We start from the raw sequence: 19,835 nt of genomic DNA, 5'->3' as shown, positions 1-19,835 counted from the left end.
TCCTGAGTCGTCGGTGGAGCGTCGCCGCCGATCCTACGTACGGCTCGTACGCACGGCGCGCCCGCGGGCACTCCACCGTACGGACCGGACGCACCGGCGCGTACGGGCGCGGCCGGGCGCGGCCGGCCGCCAAAGCTATCAACGCCGCCGCGCGACGCGTGGTTCCACCCGCGGCGGGCGGCCGCTGCTGGTACGAAGGGGCCGCAGCACTCGCGGAAGAACAACAAGAAACAGAAGAGAACAGAAGAGAGGGGAACGGTCGCATGGCCATCGAGGACTACAGCGGCGGACTCAGCCCGGACGCGGAGGTCATCGTCGTCACCACGAACGACGTGCCCGGCTATCGGGTGACGGAGGTGATCGGCGAGGTCTTCGGCCTGACGGTCCGCTCGCGGCACGTCGGCTCGCAGATCGGCGCGGGCTTCAAGTCCATGATGGGCGGCGAGCTGAAGGGCCTCACCAAGACCCTCGTCGAGACCCGCAACCAGGCGATGGAGCGGCTGATCGAGGCGGCGCGGGCCCGCGGCGCCAACGCCGTCCTGATGATGCGCTTCGACGTGACGGACGCGGCCCAGGTCGGCACGGAGGTCTGCGCGTACGGGACGGCCGCGGTCGTCGCCAAGGACGGCGCCTGAGCCGTGGGCCAGGCCGTCTGAGCCGGGGGCCGGGCCGTCTGAGCCGGGGGCCGGGCCGTCTGAGCCGGGGGCCGGGCCGTCTGAGCCGGGGGCCGGGACGCCTGAGGCGACGGCCGGGACGCCTGAGGCGTCCCCCGCGCCCGGCGGCCCGGCCGGTGCGCGGCCGGTGCGCGGCCGGTGCGCCCTGGAGCGGCCCGCGCGGGGGACGCGTCACGCGCGGCCGGGGGCCGGGGGCGTTCGTATGCTCGCCCCGTACGCCCGTACGCCCGTACGCCTCGTACGCCCCGCCGCCGCACTGCCGGGCCCAGGACCGGCACGGCGGACGGCGCCCGCCGCCACCGTCCACCGCCCGCGCCCGGCCCGTTCCGCCGCGCGGGCGGCACAGCCGAGGAGAGCCGCAGATGACCCTGTACCAGGGCAAGGAGCCGCACCGCCCGAGCACCGGCCGGGAGGACACCGAGGAGGTGCGCCGGCTATCGATCAACCCGTTCTACGGCGAGGCCGACCCGGTCAGCGCGATGAACTCGGCGCCGCCCAAGCACCGGCTGCCTGACGGTCCGATGCCGCCCGCGACCGCTTATCAGCTGGTCCACGACGAGCTGATGCTCGACGGCAACGCGCGGCTCAACCTCGCGACGTTCGTCACGACCTGGATGGAGCCCCAGGCCGATGTGCTGATGAGCGAGTGCCGCGACAAGAACATGATCGACAAGGACGAGTACCCGCGCACCGCCGAGCTGGAGCAGCGGTGCGTGACGATGCTCGCCGACCTGTGGCACGCGCCGGACCCGGCGAAGGCGGTCGGCTGCTCCACCACCGGGTCGAGCGAGGCGTGCATGCTCGCAGGGATGGCGCTCAAGCGGCGCTGGGCGCGGCGGAACGCCGATCGCTACCCGGCCACCGCGAGGCCCAACCTGGTAATGGGCATCAACGTGCAGGTCTGCTGGGAGAAGTTCTGCGATTTCTGGGAGGTGGAGATGCGCCAGGTGCCGATGGAGGGCGACCGCTTCCACCTCGACCCGGCGGCGGCCGCCGACCTGTGCGACGAGAACACCATCGGCGTGGTCGCCGTGCTCGGCTCCACCTTCGACGGTTCGTACGAGCCGGTCGCCGAACTCTGCGCGGCGCTCGACGCCCTCCAGGAGCGGACCGGGCTCGACGTCCCCGTCCATGTCGACGGGGCGTCAGGCGCGATGATCGCGCCGTTCCTCGACGAGGACCTGGTGTGGGACTTCCGGCTGCCGCGCGTCGCGTCGATCAACACCTCGGGGCACAAGTACGGGCTGGTCTACCCCGGCGTGGGCTGGGCGCTGTGGCGGTCGCCCGAGGCGCTCCCCGAGGAGCTGGTGTTCCGGGTCAACTACCTGGGCGGCGAGATGCCGACGTTCGCGCTGAACTTCTCCCGCCCCGGCGCCCAGGTCGTCGCGCAGTACTACACGTTCCTGCGGCTCGGCAGGGACGGCTACCGCGCGGTGCAGCAGACCGCGCGGGACATCGCGACAGGGCTCGCCCGCAAGATCGACGCGTTGGGGGACTTCAGGGTGCTGACGAAGGGCGACGAGCTGCCGGTGTTCGCCTTCACGACCGCCGACCACGTCACCGCCTTCGACGTGTTCGACGTGTCGCGGCGGCTGCGCGAGCGCGGCTGGCTGGTGCCCGCGTACACCTTCCCGAAGAACCGCGAGGACCTGGCGGTGCTGCGGGTGGTGTGCCGCAACGGCTTCTCCGCCGACCTCGCGGAGCTGCTGCTCGCCGACCTGGAGCGGCTGCTGCCCGAACTCCGGCGCCAGGAGAGCCCGTTGTCCCGGGACAAGGCGGCCGCCACCGCGTTCCACCACTGACTGCGGCCGGCCCGGCCGCCGTTCGGAGGGCGGTGGCCGGGCGGGGCGCCGGAAAGGCCCGGAGCCGGGTCTAGAGCGGGACCTCGGGCATGTCGGCCCGCGTCGAGATCCACTGCTCGGTGGAGAAGAGGTCTATGGCGTGCCTGCCGTTGAGCCGGCCGAGCCCCGAGGCTCCGTCGCCGCCGAACATCACCGTGACGTCCTGGAGGTTGGTGGTGCTGTTGACGTGCACCATGCCGGCCCTTATACGGCGGGCCACCCGGGCGCCGCGCTCAAGATCGGGGGTGTGGACCGCGGCGGTCAGCCCGTAGGGCGTGTCGTTGGCCATGCGGATGGCCTCCTCCTCGCCGTCGAAGGTGGCCAGGAGCGCCACCGGGCCGAAGATCTCCTGCCGCAGCAGTGCGGAGTCCTCGGGCAGGCCCGTGAGCACCGTCGGCTCCACGAAGTTGTCGTAGGTGGAGCCCTGGACCAGTGCCGTGGCCCCCGCGTCCAGCGCCTGTTTGATTATCGTCCGCATGGCGTCGGCCTGGAGGGCGTTGATCAGCGGGCCGATGTGGGTGGCCGGGTCGCGCGGGTCGCCGACCTTCAGGGCGCGCACGGCGGCGACGAACTTCTCGGTGAACTCGTCCGCGACGGCCTGGTCGACGAGGATCCTGTTGGCCGCCATGCAGACCTGGCCCTGGAAGACGAACCGGCTGCTGACAGCGGCTCGTACGGCGTAGTCGAGGCGCTCGCCGCGCACGTCGTCGAGGACCACGAAGGCGGCGTTGTTGCTGAGTTGGAGGACGCACCGCTTGAGCTGCCGGGCGGCGACCTCGGCGACGTGCCGGCCGACCTCGTCGGAGCCCGCGAAGGAGATCACGCTCGGCACGGGGTGCTCGATCAGGGCGTCGCCGATCTCCGCGATGTCCGTCACCAGCACGTTGAGCACGCCGGCGGGCAGCCCCGCCTCCTGGAGGACCTTCGCGACGAGGCCGCCGCCGGAGACCGGGGAGTTCTGGTTGGGCTTGAGCACCACCGCGTTGCCCAGGGCGAGCGCGGGCGCGACCGACATCATGGCCGTCGCGAGAGGGAAGTTGAAGGGGCTGATCACCGTCACGACGCCGATGGGGCGGCGGATCACCCGGTTGGTGCGGCCCGGCTCGGGCGACGGCGAGCACACCGTCGTCTCCTCGACCGTGGTGACCATGGCCTGCCGCAGGTGCTCGATGGCGGAGACCAGCTCGATCACCGACTTGGCCTGGTTGCCGCCGAGTTCGTCGGTGATCAGAGCGGCGAACTCGTCCGTGCGCTCCTCGATCACCTCGATCGCGCGCTCGAAGATCCGCCTGCGTTCCCATGGGTCGGTGTCGGCCCAGGCGCCCTGCGCGCGGGCCGCCGCGTCATAGGCGGCGTCGATCTCCTTCGCGGTGGCGACGGTGATCGCGGCGAGTTTCTCGCCGTTGTACGGATTGAAATCGATGATGTCCCAGGACCCGCTGCCGACCTGCCACTGTCCGCCGATGTACTGGTGGCCCAGTTCCGTGAAGTAGGACATGTGATCCCTCTGCTGTCTGTCAGGGCAGTCGCTGTGGGGTCGGGGCTCCCGAATGGGGCTCATAGTAACGGCCCGTCAGCAGGCTCGGCGCCAATCGCGCAGATAGTCAATGCTCTTGGCGGGCGAGGGGCAGTCGCGGATGAGGGATTCCATGACCTCCGTGTACTGGCTGACCTCTTCCGCCTTGTCCAGGTAGAGCGCGCCGGTCAGCTGCTCGGCGTAGATGATGTCGCCGAGATCGGGCTCGGGGAAACTCAGCACGGAGAACGCGCCCGTCTCCGCGGTGTGCGGTCCCTGGCTGAACGGGAGCACCTGAATGGTGACGTTCGGGTGTTCGGACATCTCTATCAGGTGATCCAGTTGCGCCAGCATGACCTCGCGTCCCCCGTAAGGGCGAGCGACGGCGCCCTGGTCGAGGATCGCGTGGAGTTTCAGCGGGTTTTCCGCGACGAGTTTCTTCTGTCGCTCGAGCCGCAGCGCGACCTTGTCGTCAATGGTTTCCCTGGTGACGTTCGGGCCCCGCACGCCACGGGTGATGACGGCCTGCGCATACGCCTCCGTCTGCAGCAGCCCGTGTACGAACTGCACTTCGAAGGCGGTGATACGGGAGGCCGCGGCCTCAAGCCCCACGTAGTTCGGGAACCAGCTCGGCACCACGCTGTTGAAGGCGTGCCACCAGCCTGCCGTGTTGGCCTCCCTGGCCAGTCCGAGCAGGTCGGCGCGCTCCTTCTCGTCGGTGACTCCGTAGAGCGTCAGCAGGTCCTCGACGTCGCGGGTCTTGAAGCCGACCCGCCCCAACTCCATGCGGCTGATCTTCGATTCGGAGGCGCGGATCGAGTACCCGGCCGCCTCGCGGGTGATCGCGCGGGACTCGCGCAGCTGCCGCAGCCGCGAGCCGAGCAGGATGCGCCGCACCACGGAACCGCGCTTTTCGTCAGCGGACACGCTGTCAACCCTCCCCATCCTTTGCGGTCGGACGGAGCAGCCCCCGGCCCCGACTGCCGGATTGTGCCATCAAAACGCTCCACCGCGTACTCGCACGGTTACGCAGGGAGCAATCCGCGAAGAAGCGACCAGAACGACCCACCCCTGCAAACACGCACAAAGAAGGTCGGAACGGGCGATACGCGTCACCTGCACGTGCATCTGCCCTTGCATCCGCAGCCCGCATTCGGAACCATGACGAGAGCAGACTTCTGCGCTCGTACCACGTGTGCCCGTGTCACCGACGTGTGGCCACGGCCGCCGAATCCCGGGAGCCTCGTATGGGGACCAATGGATCGACCGTGCTCACGCCGTTACGGCGGAGCCTTCCACCGATCGACGTGTCCGGCGCGGCGGGAGCCGCCTCGTGCTCGCTCCCCGCACGGTACGAAGCGGTGCGCTCCGCGCGGGAGTTCACCCGTACGGCCCTGGGTCAGTGGGCCCTCGACGAGCGGTTCGACGATGTCGCCCTCGTCGTCTCGGAACTCGTCACCAACGCCCTGCGGCACGCCGTGCCCGAGGCGGCGCCCGGCGGCCACGAGCGCCCGGTGCGGCTGCATCTGATGCGGTGGAACACCCGGCTGGTCTGCGCGGTGCGCGACCCGAGCCGGATCAGCCCCGAGACGCGTGAGGCGGAGGACGAGTGCGCCGCCGAGTCGGGACGCGGCCTCTTCCTCGTTGAGTCGTTCAGCGACACCTGGGGCTGGCACCCCCTGACGGGCACGCTCAGCGGCAAGGTGGTGTGGGCCGTCTTCCTGCTGCGCGCCCCCGTGCCCGCGGGCGCGCTGCCCGAGCCCGCGCTCCCGGTGGAGGACTGAACCCCCGCGCGCCGCGCGCTCCCAGGCCGTCCGCACTCACCGACCGGCCGTCCGCGTACACCGACCGGCCGTCCGCGTACACCGACCGGCCGTCCGCACACACGAAGACGGCCGCGGAACCGCGCCCCGAGGGCGGTCCACGGCCGTCTCGACTGACCAGGGGAAGAAGGAGCGCGCGCCGCACCGGTCGTATGCGGCACGCGCCCTGCCGCGCGGTCAGATCGCGGCGGTCAGGTGGTCGAACTCACCGGCCTTGACGCCGAGCAGCAGCGCCTCGATCTCGGCCGGCGTGTACACCAGCGCCGGGCCCTCGGGGAAGCGGGAGTTGCGCACGGCGACCTCGCCGCCGGACAGCTTGGCGAACTCCACGCAGTTGCCCTGGGAGTTGCTGTACCCACTCTTCTGCCATGCGACATCGGTGAGCTCGGTGGCCGCGATGCCGTTGTATGCCTGATGCACGGAAATCTCCCGGGAGTTGCAAGGTCGATCAACAACTGAGCCGGATCATAGCGACGTGCACGTGCTTCTGCACGAGCAAATGCACGTGCACGGAGAATTTTCCGCGTTGGTGAACGCCGAGGAACTCTTCCGGGGCACAGGGTGAACACGATGTTCGAGTCCTGGAGGCCGCGTGAACGTTCCGCCCGGGCTCCGCGTCAGCGCGGCGCGGAACGGTACGGAAGCAAAGCCATCTCCCGGGCGTTCTTGATCGCCCGCGCCAGTTGGCGCTGCTGCTGGGCGCTCACTTTGGTGACGCGGCGGCTGCGGATCTTTCCGCGGTCGGAAATGAACTTCCTCAGCAGATCAGTATCTTTGTAGTCGATATAATCAATGCCCGCCCGATCCAGCGGATTGGTGCGCTGGGCGGGTGTGCGGCGCTTTCCCGTACGGGAGTCGGCGCGGGATCCTGTGCGGTTCGTGGTGCGTTGGGCCATGTCGGTCAGATCTCCAGCAGGTTGTCGAAGGCGGGTGCGAGGCGCTCCCACGCCTCGGGGCCCGCCGCGTATTCGTCGTCGGTGAGCAAGCAGGAGTCGAGCAGCCGGCAGACACCGTCGGTGTCGAGCCCCGGCGAGGTGAAGACGAGGTGCTGGCAGCGGTCGCCGTGCTCCGGATGCCAGTCGAGGGCCACCGCCGCGCGGCGCACCGGCGGCACGCTCTCCCACGCGGCCTCGGGCAGGGCCGCGAGCCAGGGCCCGTAGCTCTCCACGCACAGCGCGCCGCCCGCGGCGTCCCAGGCGAGCAGGGTGTCGGGCCGGTCGGCGAGCCAGAACCTGCCGCGGCTGCGCGCGGCTGCGCAGCAGAGGTCTTCGAGCGCCTCGTAGAGCCGCCCGGGGTGGCAGGGCCGCTCGCGGTGCCACACATAGGTGACGACGCCGCTCTCGTCGGCCGACTGCGGCAGCAGCGCGCAGGCGGGGTGCTGGCGGGCGGCGGCCGCCTCCACGTCGAAGCCGGTCCCCCAGCCGAACGCGGCCTCGGCCAGGGCGCCCCCGTCGGCGACCCTGATCTGCCGGGCCGTCGGGTGGAGTTGGGCGAGCAGCGCGCGGTCCTCCTCGTCGCCGTAGGAGCCGTCCTCGCCTGCGACGAGCGCGAGCACCGGCGCGTACTCCAGCTGCCTCGCCCAGGTGTCCGCGACGGTGCGCTGGTCGGTCGCCGCCGCGGCGAGGCCCACGTCGGCGAGGTCGTCCCCGTTGCCGAGGCACGGCAGCGTCAGGGACGGGTCGACCGCGGTGAGGACGGAGGCGAGCAGCAGGCGGTCGCCGTTGTGCGCGGCGATGACCTCGGCCATCGCCTTCGGCTCCACCGAGTCCCACAGCTCCACGATCGCGAGTCGGGTCAGCCCGTCGTCGGCGAGCCGCAGCAGCTCGGGCACCAGGTCCTCGCGCAGCGCGCAGCACGCGCAGTCGCTCACGAGCGGCGCGCGTCCCGTGTCCCGTACGCCGGCGGCGTCGCGGACGGTGCGCAGCACGCTGCCGAGGGCGGCGGTGGACAGGTCGTGGTGGAGGGCGACGCTGCCGGGCACCGTGGCCAGCAGGCGCCGCACGGCGGCGCGGCGGGCGTCCCCGTGCAGGCCGCAGACGACGGCGACGGGCAGTCGGCCGTCCGGCGGCGCGGCCGGGTCCCTGGCGGCGTCCATCAGCGGGCCGCGCGCTTCCCGTAGCGGCGCTCGAACCGCTCCACCCGGCCCGCGGTGTCGAGGACGCGCGCGGTGCCCGTGTAGAAGGGGTGGCTCGCGGACGACGTCTCGACGTCGATCACCGGGTAGGTGGCGCCGTCCTCCCACTCGACGGTCTTCTCGCTGGTGGCCGTCGAGCGGGTGAGGAAGGCGAAGCCGGCCGAGCGGTCGCGGAACACGACGGGCCGGTAGTCGGGGTGGATTCCGGGCTTCATGGGCGGGGTCCTCGCGGGTGGGTCGGTACAGGTCGGTGGGGGGCGGTGCGGGGGGTACGTGCGCGGCTCGGCGCGCACGCCGGGCGCCGGTGCGGCGCGCGCGTCAGCGTTCTTCGCGGAACTCGACGTGGCGGCGGACCACCGGGTCGTACTTGCGCAGGGTCATGCGGTCGGGGTTGTTGCGGCGGTTCTTGCGGGTCACATAGGTGAAGCCGGTGCCCGCCGTGGAGCGGAGCCGGACGATCGGGCGGAGTTCGTTGCGGGTCATACGGGCCATGCGCCTAGTATATGGAAACGGTTTCCATTTCCAACACCGGGCTCCGGCCCGTTCCCCGCGAAAGGCGAGCACCCAGATGGCCAACCGCTGCCAACTCACCGGCGCGCAACCCGTGTTCGGCAAGAACGTGTCCCACTCCCACCGGCGCACCTCGCGCCGCTTCGACCCGAACATCCAGCACAGGCGGTACTGGCTGCCCAGCGAGGGCCGCCATGTGCGGCTGACGCTGAGCGCGAAGGGCGTCAAGACCGTCGACGCGCTGGGCATCGAGGCCGCCGTGGCCCGCATCCGCGCGCGGGGAGGGTCGGTCTGATGGCCAAGCGCAGCAAGATCGCAGCCAACGAGCGACGCAAGGAGACGGTCGCCCGGTATGCGGCGAGGCGGGCCGAACTCAAGCAGATCCTGCGCCGCGCCGACACCCCGGAGGATGAACGCGCCGCCGCACGGCAGGAGTTGAACCGCCAGCCGCGCGACGCGAGCGCCACCCGCGTACGCAACAGGGACAGCGTCGACGGCCGGCCGCGCGGCCACCTCAGGAAGTTCGGCCTCTCCAGGGTGCGGCTGCGCGAGGCCGCGCACGCCGGTTTCCTCCCTGGCGTGACCAAGTCGTCCTGGTAGCTTGGAGGGTCGGCCGGGGGCCCGGCGAACCGGCCGTCCCCGGCGGTCCTTCGACTCTCAGGGGGGGCGCCGTCGTGCGCAGGATCACAGGGGCAGGGGCCTTCGCCGCGGCGGGCACGGCCGTCACCGCGCTGCTGCTCGCGGGGTGCGGGGGCGGGGGTTCGGACGACACGTCCGCGTCCCGCGCGCCGGGCGCGGACACGCGGACCGGCGGCGCCGGGGCGCCCGCCGCCTCGGCGAGCGCGCATCCGCCGTCGCCCTCGACGGGCACGGGCCCCGGCTCCCGGACGGTCGCACAGGTCGCGGCGGGGCTCGCAGGGACCTGGCAGGGCGAGACGGACGGCAGCGTCGTGACGCTCGCGGTCAAGGGCGTCCAGGCGGTGGTGATCGCTGACGGCCATGTCTGCCAGGGCACCATCCAGGAGATGGGCGTGCCGATGCTGGCGATGACCTGCACGGACGGGGACAGGAACCGCGTGATGGGCGTCGTCAGCTCGAACGACGGCCGGACGGCGGTGATCGCCTGGGGCGACACCAAGCGCGACACCCTCAAGAAGACGGCGTCCGTGCCCTCTGGGCTGCCGTCGCGGGTGCCCTCCGGGCCGCCCTCGGGGGCGCGGCCCTCCGAAGGGGCGTCGGCGTCGGGGGCGTAGCCGGCGCGGGGCCGGCCGGCGGCGGTGACGGGCCGCAGGCCGCCCGGGAGGCGCGGCGCGCGACGGCCCCGCTCCGTCCACAGGCTGTGGACGGAGCGGGGCCGAGCCGTAAGCGGAGCACTCGGCTCACCGCGGACCGCCCCACGGGCCGTGGCCGCCGGGCCCCGGCCGTACGCCCGCAGGGGCGCCGGGATCAAGCCGTACGGGCGCGGCGGACGCGGCGGGCCCGGGTCTGTCCTCACGGGCGGCCGGGAGGCGGGCGGTGGGCGCGAACTCGCACCACACGACCTTGCCCCTGCGCCCCCGCGCGCAGTCACCCCAGTCCGCGGCGAGGCCGGTGACCAGCAGCAGCCCGCGGCCAGACGCCGCCTCCGCGTCGACCGACTCGATGCCGGTGGGCCAGCAGGGCGGCGTGCGGGACGGGTCGCCGACCTCCACGCGCAGCCGCTCCCCCGCCGCGAACAGGGCGAGAGAGACGGCGCCGCGGGTGCAGCCGCAGGGGCAGACGCCGTGCCGCACGGCGTTGGTGACCAGCTCGCTCACGGCGAGTTCGACGGTCGCCACGAGCTCCGCGTCCACCCCCAGCGGCGCCAGCGTCTCGCGCGCGTGCCTGCGCGCCCGGAAGACGGCCTCCGGCTTGTGCGGGAGGGGGAGCCGGGTCAGCGCCGACCACGGCCGGTCGGGGTGGTACACGTCGTGCACAAGGCCACTGTCAGTGAGCATCGTCACTCTCAGGCATCGATCGATCACGGAAAGCAACCCATGGTGCCCGAGCGTGACGTCCTGCGCCACCGCCGTACGAGGACACTTCGGCGGTCCCGGCGGAAGCGGCCCCCGCCACCCGCCTCACCCCCAGGCGCTGCGGGCCTTGCGGCGCTTACGGGCTTACGGGCTTACGGGCTTACGGGCTTACGGGATGATCACCAGCTTGCCCCGCGCGTGGCCGGCCTCGCTCTCGCGCTGCGCCTCTGCGGCCCCGTCGAGCCCGAACGTACGGGCCACCCGCAGGCGGAGGCCGCCCTCGGCGGCGAGCGCGAGGTTCGCGGCGAGGTGGGCGCGCTGCTCCTCCCGCGGGGCGCCGCCCGCGGAGAACGTCACACCCAGCTTCTCCGCGTCCATGTCCGCGATCGTGACGACCCGGTCAGCGGTACCGCCGCGCAGCTCGATCGCGTCGGGCAGGTCGCCCTTGCCCGCCGTGTCGAAGACGGCGTCCACGATCTGGGAGGGGGCGGCGGCGCGGATGCGCTCGACCTGGCCCTCGCCGTAGGCGACGGGCGTGGCGCCGAGCTCCCGCACGAAGTCGTGGTTGGCGGGGGACGCCGTGCCGACGACGGTCGCGCCGAGCGCCACCGCGAGCTGCACCGCGACGGAGCCGACCGCGCCCGCCGCACCGAGGACGACGAGGGTGTCGCCGCTCTTGACGCCGAGGAGCTTCAGCACATGGCGGGCCGTCTCGCCCGCGACCGGCGCTGCCACGGCCTCGTTCCAGCCGAGACCCGCGGGCTTGGGCACCGCGTTCGTCATCAGCGCGTACTGCGCGTACGCGCCGGTGGCCCAGCCGACGACCTCGTCACCGACCGCGACGTCCGTGACGCCCTCCCCGACCTCGTCCACCACACCCGCGGCCTCCACACCGGGGACCGCGGGGAAGGACGTGTGCATCATCTGCTCCATCCATCCGTGGCGGATCTTCCAGTCCATCGGATTGACGCCGGCCGCCTTCACCGCGATGCGGACCTGCCCGGGGTCGGGATGCGGCTCCGGCACCTCGCCCGTGCGCAGCACCTCGGGACCGCCGAACTCCTCGTACACCGTCGCCTTCATGGTGACCTCCGCCTGTCGCGTCGTTCTCTTGTGGGTACATCCGGGTACGTCCGCCGTGAGCAGGTGCGTACGGCCACCACCAGCCTGCGGCCGGTGCGGCGCACCCGCACGCTGTCACTTGAAACCTCAAGCACAGCGTCCCCGCGTTTGTTCCCAGCACTTCTTCCGCGGTGCGCCCGGGTCGGTAGGGGCCCGCTGTCAGACCCTCCTGCGAGACTCGCTCCCATGGCCGACCGCACCGGGCGCTGGGCGCTCGCACCGCTGGACGACGGGGGCGCCCTGCTGGCGCCGCTCGGCGCGGAAGGCGGCGCGGCCGGGCCCGTGCGGCGGGAGCCCGACCTGGTCGCGGCGGTGCGGGCGCTGCCTGGCGTGACCCGGTGGGTGTGGCGCTCCACGCCCGAGGTCTATCCCCGGCTGCGGGCCGCGGGCGTGCGGGTGGAGCGGTGCTACGACGTGGAGGCGGCCGAGCAGGTGCTGCTGGGACACGAGGGGCGGCTCGGCGAGCCGCGCTCGGCGGCGGCCGCCTGGGCGCGGCTGCGCGGGGCGCCGGTGCCGTCCGACCCGCCGCCGCGCTCGGCCGAGCCCGGCGCGCAGTCCTCGCTGTTCGAGGCGCGGCCCGGCTCCGACGTGCCGTTCGAGGGCCTCCTCGACGTCTACGGGGAGCAGCAGCGGCGCCACGCCCGCGCCGAACACCCGGGCAGGATGCGGCTGCTGACGGCCGCCGAGTCCGCGGGCACGCTGGTCGCGGCCGACCTGCACGCCGCCGGTCTGCCCTGGCGCGCCGACCTGCACCGCGAGGTGCTCGACGAGCTCCTCGGCGAGCGCTACCCGGGCGGCGGGGAGCCGCGCCGCCTCGCCGAGCTCGCCGACGCGGTGTCCGAGGCGTTCGGGCACCGGGTGCGCCCCGACCTGCCGGCCGAGGTGGTGAAGGCGTTCGCGCGCGCGGGCGTGCGGGTCAGGTCCACCAGGCGGTGGGAGCTGGAGAAGGTGGACCACCCCGCGGTCGAGCCGCTGATCCAGTACAAGAAGCTGTACCGGATCTGGACGGCGAACGGCTGGTCCTGGCTTGCCGACTGGGTGCGCGACGGCCGCTTCCGCCCCGAGTACCAGCCGGGCGGCACGGTCACCGGCCGCTGGACCACCAACGGCGGCGGCGCGCTGCAGATCCCGCGCGTCCTGCGCCGGGCGGTCGTCGCGGACGACGGCTGGCGCCTCGTGGTCGCGGACGCGGCGCAGATGGAGCCGCGCGTGCTGGCCGCGATCTCCCGCGACCCGGGTCTCATGGAGGTCTGCGGCCACCCGGGCGACCTCTACACGGCCCTGTCGGAGCGCGGCCTCACCGGCGACCGCGGCCAGGCGAAGCTGGCGCTGCTCGGCGCGATCTACGGGCAGACCTCGGGCGACGGCCTCAAGAACCTCGCGGCGCTGCGCCGCCGCTTCCCGCGCGCCGTGGCCTACGTGGACGACGCGGCGCGGGCGGGCGAGGAGGGCCGCCTGGTGCGCACCTGGCTCGGCCGTACCAGCCCCCGCCCCGCGGGCGCCCCGGACGCCGAGGAGGCGGGGCTCCCCCAGGACGACACCGCGCCCGACGTGCCCGCGTCGGCGTCCTCGGCCCGCGCCTGGGGCCGCTTCACCCGCAACTTCGTCGTCCAGGGCAGCGCCGCCGAGTGGGCCCTGCTGATGCTGGCGGCCCTGCGCGGCGCCATCGCGGACCTCCGGGCCGAGCTGGTCTTCTTCCAGCACGACGAGGTCATCGTCCACTGCCCGGCCGAGGAGGCCGACACGGTCGCCGCCGCCATCCAGTCCGCCGCCGACACCGCGGGCACCACCGCCTTCGGCCCCACCCCGGTCCGCTTCCCCTTCACCACGGCCGTCGTCGAACGCTACTCGGACGCGAAGTAGCGGCCCGCCCGTACGGGTCACGCCGGGGTCAGACCTTGTTTCTCGGGGTTCTCGGGGTTCTCGGGGTTCTCGGGGTTCTCGGGGCCGGCCTTGGTCTGCCGGGGTCAGCCGCCCCGGGGGAGGCCCCTTCCGGCGTGCTGGCGGTCGAGGCTGGCGGTGAGGTGGGCGCGCATGGCCTCGGCGGCGCGGTCGGGGTTGCGGCGGAGGATCGCGCGCAGGATGCGGTCGTGTTCCGCGAGGGTGAGGGGGCCGCCGCCCGGGACGCTGCCCAGGCGGAAGATGTGCAGGTGGGAGTGGAGGCGGCCCACGGCGTCCGCGAGGAGGCGGCGGCCGGTGGCCCCCGCGACGGTGTCGTGGAAGCGCTGGTCGAGGGCGGCGAAGTCGCGGTAGACGGCGTAGCGGTCCCCGGTGCCCGGGTGGCGGCGCATCTGCTCGACGAGGTTCTCGATCGCGTCGAGGTCGGCGTCGTCCGCGTTGCGCGCGGCGAGGGCGGCCGCCCGGGGTTCGAGGAGGAGGCGCATCTCGAACAGCTCGTCGAGGCCCGCGCGGGTGAGGAGTTCGGTGGCGCGGTAGCCGGCGAGGGAGCGCTTGGTGACCAGGCCGTCCGACTCCAGGCGGGCCAGGGCCTCGCGCACGGGGGTCGGCGAGACGTCGAGGGCGCGGGCGAGCGCCTCGATGCCGACACGGGCGCCGGGCTGGATCTCGTGGTCCATGACCATCGCCTTGACGGCCTCGTACACGCTGTCGGCCAGCACCTGGCGGGGCCGGGGCGACGGGCCTTCGTCGGCCTCGGGGCCCTCGTGCGCTCCGGCGCGGGCGGGAGCGTCGTCGTCCGCCATCAGTCGGCCTCCTTCGCCGCTCGCCCGTCCGGCCGTGCGGGCCGGTCCCCGTACCCGAATCAGGAGATCAAGATTCTATAGGATCTCCGGGCGTGGGTACGGGTCCGCCGCCCGTCAGGCGCGCGGCAGGACCGCGCCCTCGGGCAGCAGGTCCGCCGCGCGCAGGTCGTCCCAGAGCGCCTGGGGCACCTCGGTGGTGACGGAGGACACGTTCTGCCACACCTCCGCCGGGCTGCGCATGCCCGCGAGGACCGTACGGACCGCGGGGTGGGCCCGTACGAACGCCAGCGCGGCCACCGGCAGCGGCACGCCGTGCCGGGCGCAGACCGCCGCGATGGCGCGGGCCCGCGCGACCAGCGGCCCGGGCGCGACCGCGTAGTCGAAGGTCGGGCTCTCTTCCGGCGTGGCCAGCAGCCCGCTGTTGAAGACGCCCGCGCCGACGACGTCCACGCCGCGCTCCGCGCACAGCGGCAGCAGCTCGCGGGCGGCCTCCCCGTCGAGCAGGGTGTAGCGGCCCGCCACGATCAGGCAGTCGATGTCGCTCTCGCGGACGAACCGCGTCGGCACGGCGACCTGGTTCATGCCCACCCCGACCGAGCCGAGCACGCCCTCGTCGCGCAGCGCGGCGAGCGCCGGATACGCCTCGGTGAGCGCCTGCTCGACATGCTCGTCCGGGTCGTGGATGAACGCGATGTCGATCCGGTCGAGGCCGAGCCGCTCCAGGCTCTCGTGCAGTGAGCGGCGCACGCCGTCCGCGCTGTAGTCCCGTACCCGCAGGCGGTGGGGGGTGCCGTAGAAGCCGTCTGCGCCCTCGAATTCCTCGGGTGCGCCGGTGCCGGGCACCAGCAGCCTGCCGACCTTGGTCGACAGGACGTAGTCGGCGCGCGGCTTGTCCGCGAGGAAGCGGCCGAGGCGCTCCTCGGAGAGGCCGACGCCGTAGTGCGGGGCGGTGTCGAAGTAGCGGACGCCTGCGTCCCAGGCGGCCTGGAGCGCGGCGTGCGCGTCCTCGTCGGACAGCGGCGCGAAAAGACCGCCGAGCGTGGCCGCGCCGAAGCCGAGCGCCGTGACCGGCAGCCCGGAGCGGCCGAACGGCTCGGTGGGCAGCGCGGCGCCGGCCCGCGGTGGTACGGGTGTCACTCGGCGCCGTCCGCGGGCTCGGCGGGGCGCAGCCTGAGGCCCTGCATGCCGCCGTCGACGGCGAGGTCGGTGCCGGTGGTCGCGCCCGCGTAGGGGCCCGCGAGATAGCAGACCGCGGCGGCGACCTCCTCGGCGGAGACGAGCCGTCCCGTGGGCTGGCGGGCGTTGAGCGCGGCGCGCTCGGCGGCCGGGTCGGCCGCCGCGTCGAGGAGGCGGCCGACCCAGGGGGTGTCGACCGTGCCGGGGTTGACGCAGTTGACCCGTACGCCCTCGCGGATGTGGTCGGCGGCCATGGCCCTGGTCAGGCCGAGGACCGCGCCCTTGCTCGCGGAGTAGAGCGCCCGCTGCGGCAGGCCAGCGGTGGCGGCGATGGAGCAGGTGTTGACGATCGCGGCGGTCGCGGAGGCGTCGCCCGCGCGGGCCGCGACGCCCTTGCGCAGCAGCGGCAGCGCGGCAGCCGCGGCCCTGGCCATGCCGGTGACGTTCACGTCGAGCACGCGGGCCCACTCGGCGTCGTCGTTGTCCTCGACGGTGCCCTGGGCGCCGATGCCCGCGTTGTTGACGAGGACGTCGAGGCGGCCGAAGCGCTGGTCGATCGCGGCGAACGCGGTCTGCACGGAGGCGCGGTCGGTGACGTCGCAGGTGAAGCCGTGCAGGCCGGCGGGGGCCGCGTCGGCGTTCAGGTCGAGGACGCACACCTCGGCGCCGCGCGCGGCGAGCTCGCGCGCCGTCGCGAGGCCGATGCCTGAGGCCCCGCCGGTGACGGCGGCGACGAGGCCGCGGAACTCGCCGCCGCGGGGGAGGTCGGAAGTCTGAGTCATGTGCTGTTCGCCGTCCTTCTCGGTGTCACGCTGTCCTTGTACGTCACGGGCGCCCGCTCACGCGCGCCCCTCTTGCGCGCCCGCTCACGCGCCCCCTCGCGGGCGTCCCTCACGGCCGCCCGCCCCGGCCGTCCGCCGTGGGCCGCCGCGCACGCGCGGCCACGCCCGGCCCCGGGCGGCCCCGCGCGCCGGCTCACTCCATCAGGAAGACCCGCTCGGCGGCGGCCCACCACTCGCCGGGGGCGGCCTCGGGGACGCGCTCCTGGCAGGGGTCGGTGAGCTTCCACCACTCCTGGGTCGCGGGGTCGGCGGCGACCGCCCGGAGGTCGGCCCCCAGGTCGTCGCCGTGGTACTCGAAGTAGCTGAACAACCGGTCCCTGAGCAGGTGGATCGAGTAGTTGGCGACATGGCTCGCGCGCAGCCGCGCGAGGACCGGCTCCGGCACGGCGCGGTGGAGCTCGACGTACTCGTCGCGCTTCTCCGGCTTCACCCTGATCACCTGTGCGATGCGCTGCACGGTCCGCTCCACTCTGAGCTCAGCTGCCCGGCGGTTCATCTGTCCGATGTTTCCAGTGCAGAACCTATAGGAGCGGAGGCGAAAGCAGAACCCCGTCCACCGAGTCCCGACCAGGTGCCCGAGCGGCGCCATCCGGGCGCTTACCGCCGTAAGCGGGGACTTTCTGGCCGAGAATTGTGGTCCGCACCCCTTGACGCACGACGGACATGCCTGCTTAACCTCCCCAGGTCCCCAGATTTCCTATAGGAAAAATCTGACTGTCCTTGGAGGCGTCATGGCTGACCCCGCCCCGCCGGCACCGCCGCTGCCCCGGTTCGTCAAGGCGGTCGCCGTCCTCGGCGGCATGGCGGGCCTGCTGTACGGATACGACTCCGGCGCGATTGCCACGGCGCTCCCGTTCGCGACGAAGGCCTTCGGCCTGTCCTCCACGGAACAGGGCCTGGTCACCAGCCTGATCCTGCTGGGCGCCCTGCCGTCGATCGTGGCGGGCTCGCTCGCCGCGAAGCGCTTCGACCGCCGCCACCTGCTGCTGGTCGCCGGCGTGATCTTCGTCGTCGGCTCCGTCGGCTGCGCGCTCTCGGGCGACGTGGCCGTCCTGCTGACGTTCCGCTTCGTCCTCGGCCTCGGCGTGGGCCTCGCCAACATGTTCGGCCTGATCTACCTGACCGAGCTGGCGCCCAAGCGGACCCGGGGCCTGATCAGCGCGCTGTACCAGCTGAGCGTGAACGTCGGCATCCTCGTCGCGTACGGCGTCGGCGACGCGCTGCGCGGCTCCGGCGCCTGGGAGTGGATGCTCGGCCTCGGCGCGATCCCCGCGCTGTTCTTCTTCGCCGGCATGTGCTTCAGCCCCAACAGCCCCCGCTGGCTCATCCTGCGCGGCCGGGACAAGGAGGCCCACGACGTCCTCGTACGGCTGCGGTCCACCCGCGCGGAGGCCGACGAGGAGGAGCGGGAGATCCACGGCAGCCTCGGCCGGCAGGGCGCGGGGCTGCGGGAGCTGTTCCACCGCTACCGGCCCGCGCTCACCATCGGGCTGATCCTCACCTTCTTCCAGGTCTTCACCGGCATCAACGGCGTCGTCTACTACGCGCCCACGGTCTTCGCCTCCGCGACCGGCGGCGCCACCGACACCGGCATCATCGCCAACTACAGCGTCGGCGGCGCGCTCGTCGTCTCCACGGCGCTCTCGCTGCCGCTGATCGACCGCATGGGGCGGCGCAAGCTGCTGTCGCTGAGCCTGGGCGGGCAGGTCGTGCCGCTGGTCCTGCTCGCGCTCCTCCCACACCTGACGGCGCTCGACATCGTCTGCGTCTTCGTCTTCACCTTCGCGTTCGGCTTCGGGCTCGGCCCGGTGTTCTGGCTGTACATCCCCGAGATCCTGCCGCTGCGGGCCCGCGCGCTCGGCATGGGCGTGGTGACGTTCACGCAGTACCTGTTCAACTTCCTCTTCTCGCTGACCTTCCCCGACCTCCTCGGCGCGATCCACTTCTGGATCTTCGGGATCTACGGGGCGCTCTCCGCGGCCGGCCTCGTCTTCGTCCTGAAGTGGGTGCCGGAGACCGCGGGCCGCTCGCTCGAAGACATCGAGGAGGACTGGCGCCGCCGGGACAGGCGGCAGGCGGTGGGCGCGGTGTAGCGGTACGGGCGCGGGCCGCGGGCCCTGGGGCGTCGCGGTACGGGCGCGGCCCGGCCGTACGGGCTCCGTCCCCGCCCCGCCCCGCCCCCGGACCAGACAACAACCGGAGACGACCAGAGCCGGAACCGGCCCTCGGACGCCCCCCCGGGCCACGGCCACGGACACAGCCACAGCCACGGACACGGAAAGCGAGCAGTACCGCCATGCCGAGCACGACGATCAAGCAGGTCGACACCAGGCTGGTCGACATCGAACCGGAGACACTGCGCACCGACGCCTCGCAGACGTTCGTGCGCCAGGAGACGATCCTCGTCACGGTGGAGACCGAGGACGGGCTGCGCGGCACCGGCTACTCGTACACGATCGGCACCGGCGGCTCCTCCGTGCTCGCGCTGCTGCGCGACCACCTGGCCGCCGGGCTCGTGGGACAGGACGCCCGCGACATCGAAGGCGTCTGGGCCAGGATGCTCGCGTCCACCAGGGCGACCGCCTTCGGCGTCCTCACCTCGCTCGCGCTGGCCGCCGTCGACACCGCGCTGTGGGACCTGCGGTGCCTGCGCGCGGGCGAGCCGCTGTGGCGGCTCGCGGGCGGCGCACACGACCGGCTGCCCGTCTACGACACCGAGGGCGGCTGGCTCCACCTGCCGACCGACGCGCTCGTGGAGAACGTGAGCGCGGCGCAGGCGCGCGGCCTGCGCGGCGCGAAGCTCAAGATCGGCAAGCCGACGGCGGGCGAGGACGCGGAGCGCCTCGCCGCGGTGCGCGAGGCGGTCGGCCCGGCGTTCGAGCTGATGGTGGACGCCAACCAGTCCCTCACCGGCGCGGAGGCGGTCCGCCGCGCGCGGACGTACGAGCCGCTCGACATCGCGTGGTTCGAGGAACCCATGCCCGCGGAGGACGTGGCGGGCCACGCGCGCCTGGCCCGCGCCACCACGGTGCCGGTCGCGGTCGGCGAGTCGATGTACAGCGCCGGGCACTTCGCCGAGTACCTGCGCGCGGGCGCCGCGGGGATCGTGCAGGTCGACGTGGCGCGCGTCGGCGGCATCACGCCGTGGCTGAAGGTGGCGCACGCGGCGGAGGCGTTCAACGTCAAGGTCGCCCCGCACTTCCTGATGGAGCTGCACGCGAGCCTCGCCTGCGCGGTCCCCGCCGGCCTGTACGTGGAGCACATCCCGCAACTCGGCGCGATCACCACGAGCGAGCTGGTGATCGAGGACGGCCAGGTGGTCCCCCCGGAGACCCCGGGCCTCGGCATCGCCTGGGACGAGGACGCGATAGCGGAGCTGCGGGTGGCGTGAGGCGGCGTGCGGGAGCGCGCGTACGGGCCGGCGCCGCGCGCCCCGCACACCCGGCGCGCCCACGCGCCCCCGCTCGCACACCCGGCGTCGCCCGCGGGCCCCGCGCCGCA

22 protein-coding genes are annotated in these 19,835 nt (G+C 73.3%); 9 read left to right on the top strand and 13 right to left on the bottom strand.

All coding sequences use genetic code 11. From position 1 onward, the window contains the following. Window positions 1-263 precede the first annotated feature (263 nt). Window positions 264-635 carry a YbjQ family protein gene (locus ABEA77_RS20675; RefSeq protein ID WP_345649614.1) on the top strand — a complete coding sequence of 124 codons (372 nt, stop codon included), beginning with the start codon at window positions 264-266 and terminating at the stop codon, window positions 633-635. Between the two features lie 401 nt (window positions 636-1,036). Continuing rightward, complete coding sequence (gene gad / locus ABEA77_RS20670) at window positions 1,037-2,476, top strand: glutamate decarboxylase (protein WP_345649611.1); 1,440 nt, start codon at window positions 1,037-1,039, stop codon at window positions 2,474-2,476. A 70-nt stretch (window positions 2,477-2,546) separates the two neighbouring features. Here gad and ABEA77_RS20665 read toward each other — a convergent pair whose 3' ends face one another. Then, window positions 2,547-4,013 carry an aldehyde dehydrogenase family protein gene (locus ABEA77_RS20665; RefSeq protein ID WP_345649608.1) on the bottom strand — a complete coding sequence of 489 codons (1,467 nt, stop codon included), beginning with the start codon at window positions 4,011-4,013 and terminating at the stop codon, window positions 2,547-2,549. 75 nt (window positions 4,014-4,088) lie between these two features. Beyond that, window positions 4,089-4,958, bottom strand: a complete 870-nt coding sequence (locus ABEA77_RS20660; protein ID WP_345649605.1) for a helix-turn-helix domain-containing protein — start codon at window positions 4,956-4,958, stop codon at window positions 4,089-4,091. A 320-nt stretch (window positions 4,959-5,278) separates the two neighbouring features. Here ABEA77_RS20660 and ABEA77_RS20655 point away from each other — a divergent pair, with 320 nt between their 5' ends. After that, a complete protein-coding gene (locus ABEA77_RS20655; protein WP_345649602.1) occupies window positions 5,279-5,815 on the top strand; it encodes an ATP-binding protein in 537 nt (178 codons plus the stop codon). 216 nt (window positions 5,816-6,031) lie between these two features. Here ABEA77_RS20655 and ABEA77_RS20650 read toward each other — a convergent pair whose 3' ends face one another. The 5 genes from ABEA77_RS20650 to rpmG form a co-directional block, all read right to left on the bottom strand. Then, entirely contained in the window at window positions 6,032-6,274 is a 243-nt protein-coding gene (locus tag ABEA77_RS20650) for a DUF397 domain-containing protein (protein ID WP_345649599.1), read from the bottom strand. A gap of 197 nt (window positions 6,275-6,471) precedes the next feature. Beyond that, window positions 6,472-6,750: a 30S ribosomal protein S18 gene (gene rpsR / locus ABEA77_RS20645; protein ID WP_345649597.1), complete on the bottom strand. Its 279-nt coding sequence runs from the start codon at window positions 6,748-6,750 to the stop codon at window positions 6,472-6,474. Between the two features lie 5 nt (window positions 6,751-6,755). Beyond that, window positions 6,756-7,949: a CobW family GTP-binding protein gene (locus ABEA77_RS20640; RefSeq protein WP_345649594.1), complete on the bottom strand. Its 1,194-nt coding sequence runs from the start codon at window positions 7,947-7,949 to the stop codon at window positions 6,756-6,758. After that, entirely contained in the window at window positions 7,949-8,203 is a 255-nt protein-coding gene (locus tag ABEA77_RS20635; RefSeq protein WP_345649591.1) for a type B 50S ribosomal protein L31, read from the bottom strand. The genes ABEA77_RS20640 and ABEA77_RS20635 overlap by 1 nt, the downstream gene beginning before the upstream one ends. A 103-nt stretch (window positions 8,204-8,306) precedes the next feature. Continuing rightward, window positions 8,307-8,471, bottom strand: a complete 165-nt coding sequence (rpmG, locus tag ABEA77_RS20630; RefSeq protein ID WP_345649757.1) for a 50S ribosomal protein L33 — start codon at window positions 8,469-8,471, stop codon at window positions 8,307-8,309. An 85-nt stretch (window positions 8,472-8,556) separates the two neighbouring features. Between rpmG and rpmB the strand changes: the two genes are divergently transcribed. The 3 genes from rpmB (at window position 8,557) to ABEA77_RS20615 (ending at window position 9,751) form a co-directional block, all read left to right on the top strand. Continuing rightward, window positions 8,557-8,793 carry a 50S ribosomal protein L28 gene (gene rpmB / locus ABEA77_RS20625; RefSeq protein ID WP_345649588.1) on the top strand — a complete coding sequence of 79 codons (237 nt, stop codon included), beginning with the start codon at window positions 8,557-8,559 and terminating at the stop codon, window positions 8,791-8,793. Further along, window positions 8,793-9,098 (top strand): 30S ribosomal protein S14, encoded by a 306-nt coding sequence (gene rpsN / locus ABEA77_RS20620; RefSeq protein ID WP_345649585.1) that lies wholly within the window; start codon window positions 8,793-8,795, stop codon window positions 9,096-9,098. Before rpmB ends, rpsN begins: the two co-directional genes overlap by 1 nt. A gap of 74 nt (window positions 9,099-9,172) precedes the next feature. Continuing rightward, the gene (locus ABEA77_RS20615; RefSeq protein WP_345649582.1) at window positions 9,173-9,751 is read left to right on the top strand and encodes a hypothetical protein; all 579 of its coding nucleotides are present in this window, start codon (window positions 9,173-9,175) and stop codon (window positions 9,749-9,751) included. 126 nt (window positions 9,752-9,877) lie between these two features. On the opposite strand, the gene ABEA77_RS20610 is transcribed toward ABEA77_RS20615, so the two are convergent. Further along, complete coding sequence (locus tag ABEA77_RS20610; protein ID WP_345649579.1) at window positions 9,878-10,474, bottom strand: ATP-binding protein; 597 nt, start codon at window positions 10,472-10,474, stop codon at window positions 9,878-9,880. Between the two features lie 186 nt (window positions 10,475-10,660). Continuing rightward, window positions 10,661-11,575 (bottom strand): NADP-dependent oxidoreductase, encoded by a 915-nt coding sequence (locus ABEA77_RS20605; protein ID WP_345649576.1) that lies wholly within the window; start codon window positions 11,573-11,575, stop codon window positions 10,661-10,663. Between the two features lie 225 nt (window positions 11,576-11,800). Here ABEA77_RS20605 and ABEA77_RS20600 point away from each other — a divergent pair, with 225 nt between their 5' ends. Then, the gene (locus ABEA77_RS20600; RefSeq protein WP_345649573.1) at window positions 11,801-13,477 is read left to right on the top strand and encodes a bifunctional 3'-5' exonuclease/DNA polymerase; all 1,677 of its coding nucleotides are present in this window, start codon (window positions 11,801-11,803) and stop codon (window positions 13,475-13,477) included. A 104-nt stretch (window positions 13,478-13,581) separates the two neighbouring features. Here the strand turns inward: ABEA77_RS20600 and ABEA77_RS20595 are convergent, their stop codons facing one another. From ABEA77_RS20595 to ABEA77_RS20580, 4 genes are all read right to left on the bottom strand, one after another. Continuing rightward, a complete protein-coding gene (locus tag ABEA77_RS20595; protein WP_345649571.1) occupies window positions 13,582-14,316 on the bottom strand; it encodes a GntR family transcriptional regulator in 735 nt (244 codons plus the stop codon). Window positions 14,317-14,430: 114 nt separating this feature from the next. After that, window positions 14,431-15,420 carry an aldo/keto reductase gene (locus ABEA77_RS20590; protein WP_425588339.1) on the bottom strand — a complete coding sequence of 330 codons (990 nt, stop codon included), beginning with the start codon at window positions 15,418-15,420 and terminating at the stop codon, window positions 14,431-14,433. A gap of 29 nt (window positions 15,421-15,449) precedes the next feature. Then, the gene (locus tag ABEA77_RS20585; protein WP_345649567.1) at window positions 15,450-16,274 is read right to left on the bottom strand and encodes an SDR family NAD(P)-dependent oxidoreductase; all 825 of its coding nucleotides are present in this window, start codon (window positions 16,272-16,274) and stop codon (window positions 15,450-15,452) included. A gap of 193 nt (window positions 16,275-16,467) precedes the next feature. Next, window positions 16,468-16,830: an L-rhamnose mutarotase gene (locus tag ABEA77_RS20580; RefSeq protein ID WP_345649564.1), complete on the bottom strand. Its 363-nt coding sequence runs from the start codon at window positions 16,828-16,830 to the stop codon at window positions 16,468-16,470. Between the two features lie 235 nt (window positions 16,831-17,065). Between ABEA77_RS20580 and ABEA77_RS20575 the strand changes: the two genes are divergently transcribed. After that, window positions 17,066-18,427, top strand: coding sequence for a sugar porter family MFS transporter (locus ABEA77_RS20575; RefSeq protein ID WP_345649561.1), 1,362 nt, complete (start codon window positions 17,066-17,068; stop codon window positions 18,425-18,427). Window positions 18,428-18,630: 203 nt separating this feature from the next. Further along, window positions 18,631-19,725 carry a mandelate racemase/muconate lactonizing enzyme family protein gene (locus ABEA77_RS20570; protein ID WP_345649559.1) on the top strand — a complete coding sequence of 365 codons (1,095 nt, stop codon included), beginning with the start codon at window positions 18,631-18,633 and terminating at the stop codon, window positions 19,723-19,725. Window positions 19,726-19,835 lie beyond the last annotated feature (110 nt).

It is taken from the genome of Streptomyces tremellae, from assembly GCF_039540215.1.
GTDB lineage: Bacteria > Actinomycetota > Actinomycetes > Streptomycetales > Streptomycetaceae > Streptomyces > Streptomyces tremellae.
The sequence above is the reverse complement of the archived record's forward strand: the minus strand, read 5'-3'. Positions and strand labels throughout refer to the sequence as shown.